At 38.1% G+C, this 3,144-nt stretch carries 3 protein-coding genes; all 3 read left to right on the top strand.

Annotated elements, in window-relative coordinates; genetic code table 11:
- Positions 1–266: 266 nt before the first annotated feature.
- The 3 genes from G588_RS0118290 (at position 267) to G588_RS23315 (ending at position 2,983) form a co-directional block, all read left to right on the top strand.
- Complete coding sequence (locus tag G588_RS0118290) at positions 267–1,802, top strand: methyl-accepting chemotaxis protein (protein WP_022780134.1); 1,536 nt, start codon at positions 267–269, stop codon at positions 1,800–1,802.
- A 355-nt stretch (positions 1,803–2,157) separates the two neighbouring features.
- Positions 2,158–2,829 carry a hypothetical protein gene (locus tag G588_RS0118280; RefSeq protein ID WP_022780132.1) on the top strand — a complete coding sequence of 224 codons (672 nt, stop codon included), beginning with the start codon at positions 2,158–2,160 and terminating at the stop codon, positions 2,827–2,829.
- Between the two features lie 25 nt (positions 2,830–2,854).
- A complete protein-coding gene (locus G588_RS23315) occupies positions 2,855–2,983 on the top strand; it encodes a hypothetical protein (protein WP_278246670.1) in 129 nt (42 codons plus the stop codon).
- Positions 2,984–3,144: the final 161 nt, after the last annotated feature.

Raw genomic sequence — 3,144 nt, 5'->3', positions numbered from 1 at the left:
GCACTTATGCAATGAAGCAGCCATAATCTATTCGGCTTAGACTGTGAAATGCATATTAGAAGCAAGTTTCATGAGTGGTTCGTATGCTGCATGCAATTAAATGCCGGAAAGACAGGTAATACAAGGTGAAATAAATAATTCATTTCAACGCAGAGTTTTTTAATAATAATTTCAGAGATATTTACTTATGAGAATTTGCGAAATTTAGTAAAATAGTTATGGCAATCTAGTTAACATAAACCATTTATCTCAGGAGGTAATTATCAATGAATAAAAAATCTGCTTTTGAAGTATACCTGTCTGCGGTTTTTAAATGGGGTATTACTGCACTGGTATCGGCCTGTATGTTTGCTACAGCAATGTTCATAGTAGAAAAGACAATTGGCTTTTATCAGGTTATCCCTTGGATCGCAGTAATAATTTTCAGTATCATGGATGTGTGTTTCTTTATTACAGGAATGCTGATTCTTAAGTCTTCATTTGATGAAGATGGATATTTAAAAGATGGAAAACTTCAAATAGGAAAGGTTTTCTGCTCAGTTGTTCTTATCATTCAGTGGAACTACATTATTTACATGGTTCCGACCAGAACATTCTGGGGATTTTTATGTTTCTTCCTGATACTTATCGGATTCTTTATGGATATTAAGCTACTGTCCGTTACCGGTAGTATTTGTATTGTTTCTATGTTTATTGCATGGTTTGTCAGAGGCACAGCTCTTTTGCCGGTAAAAGACGAACTCTTTATTACAGATGTAATCATGTGTGTTGTAGGCCTTGTGCTTTCGTTAGTCGGCCTTGTAATGTTCTTATTCTTTGTTTCACACTTTTTGATTACTGCCAAAAAGGATGAGCTTGAAGAGAACAACAGGCGTGTTACAGGTGTTATGGATGCTGTTCGTTCAATATCTTCCAAGATGGTAACTGCAGGAACCACTCTTTTGGATATCTCATCAAGTGAGAGCGCTTCAGCAGAAGAGTTATCAGCAACAAGTGATGAGCTTGTTAAAAACAGTAATATTCTTGGTAATAAAGCAGATGAGAGTATGGCAAACTTGTCAGAGCTTAATGATTGCGCAAGCATTGTAGAAGAAAATGTTGAGACTGTTGAGAAGACATCTGACAACCTTCTTAAGAAGTCAAAAGAAAATGAGAAATCATTAAATGATCTTCAGGGAATAAATTCGGAAGTTTCTGATTCTATGGCAGTTACAACAGATATTGCCGGCAGACTTCTAAAGGCAGTAGAAGAAATTGGAACAACGCTTGAACTTATTCAGGGAATTTCGTCATCAACAAGCCTTCTTGCTCTTAATGCTTCAATTGAGGCCGCAAGAGCGGGTGATGCTGGAAAGGGATTTGCTGTTGTAGCAACTGAAGTTGGTAAGCTTGCAGAAAACACGCAGAGCTCACTTAAGGACGTTGGTGCAATAATTGAAAGAGTTCAGAAGAACGTAGAAGAGATTACAGGACAGGTTGAGATAAATGCCAATAAGCTTGCTGAACAGAATGAACAGTTTAAGACAGTATTTGGCGACATAAGTGAAATGACTACAATGCTGAATGATTCGGTTAATGCAATTGAAGAGATGAATGAGGCACATAAACGCCAGTCAGAAATCATCAAAAAAACTGTTGAGATTAACCAGAATATCGCAGAGAGTATCAGAAGTGAGAACGAGCAGTTTGTGGCTATCAGTACCATGGCTGGAAATAATGCTACAAATACTGAGCATGTTGCACAGCAGGCTAGTGCAATCAATGACATGGTTGATGAGATTAATCGTCTTCTAAATAATTAAAAAGATGTGAGTGCCAAAAGACTGTGCCTTCTAAAAAAGAGGGCACAGTCTTTTTCTATGTGCGCCTAGCGGCGCATGTTTCTAACGGGTTAAATGATTCCGATAAGAATCTGTTGATAATTTCGCATGGGGCAGTTATCATGACTCTATCGGCAATGAAGAGAGATATCCCTTTTGAACAGTCACATACAATTGAGGTTGATAACGCAACTCCGATTGAATTCAGCATTGAAGAACCGGAAGAGATCAGAAAGAAATTATTCCAGCATGGGTAGAAATGACTGTAAAGCCGGCTGACGTTGTTGATGAGATGAATTCATAACTTACAGTTTATACACGATAGAGGAGGCATTATTTGAAAAAGACAATTCGCAGTGTTCTCATTTTTATAACGCTGATTATTATTGTGTTGGTGGGACTTTTGATAAAGCTACGGATACAGACAGGAAGAATCCTTACTGATTATTCATCTATATATAAAGATGATAAATATGGTGCTCCGGTATATGTTGATGGAGTAGAGGTAATAACCCAGGATGTTTCCTGTGGTTACGCTTGTATTGAGATGTTTTCTGCATGGAATGGGGGACATCTGACAGAAGAGGATCTGTACAATGAATATGGCAAGGTCATAACCTCAACAGGAGATAAGTTCTGCGAAGAAATGAACAAGCGCTTTCCGGAGTACACTACGTCCATCCATAAATACATGTCAAACACGGAACTGATAGATGCAGCTTATGAAAATCTGTCAAGAGGAGTACCTGTGCCATTTGAGTGGGCAGCTAAGTATGGTGATGTGTGGACTCTTCATTATTCCCTGCTTGTTGGGATGGATATTCCTAATGACAAGATAACTGTAGCAAATCCTTATGGTTATGTTGAAGAGTTATCTGTAGATGAATTTTTACAGCGCACAAGTTTTGAAGCTTATGAGAATATGCCTTTTTATTTCAAATTGGCATTTGCTGTAGGGATGTTTGAGAAGAATACAATCTTTACTGTTCACGGATTGAACGAGAGCTGAATAACTTCCAGATAACCAACCATCTATGTTGTGGACAAGGGACGCCACCCTTGACGGAACCTGCTGGAAACGCCTCAGGATCAGAATCCAGGAACAGCAGGATTTGGAGCTATGGCTCTGCCTGAAATCTGTTATAGTAAAAAGAAGCAGTTGATTTTAGACGAAAAGGACGGCCACTATTACCAGTTCGGGAATAGTAGCAGAACAAAACCTGAAAAGAAATTATTATATCTAATTTGTGCTCAGGACATACGAAAGTAATCAAATAGAGGTTCTTAATATGCCTTTAGATGAGTATAATCCCTAATATCTATA

The organism is Butyrivibrio sp. AE3009 (genome assembly GCF_000420845.1).
Taxonomy (GTDB): domain Bacteria; phylum Bacillota; class Clostridia; order Lachnospirales; family Lachnospiraceae; genus Butyrivibrio.
Note: the sequence above shows the minus strand (reverse complement) of the source record. Positions and strands in the feature narration are given on the sequence as shown.

Bases quoted from the DNA above. Each gene is read 5' to 3' on its own strand.
- G588_RS0118290 (WP_022780134.1), top strand. From the start codon at position 267: ATGAATAAAAAATCTGCTTTTGAAGTATACCTGTCTGCGGTTTTTAAA.
- G588_RS23315 (WP_278246670.1), top strand. From the start codon at position 2,855: ATGTTGTGGACAAGGGACGCCACCCTTGACGGAACCTGCTGGAAACGC.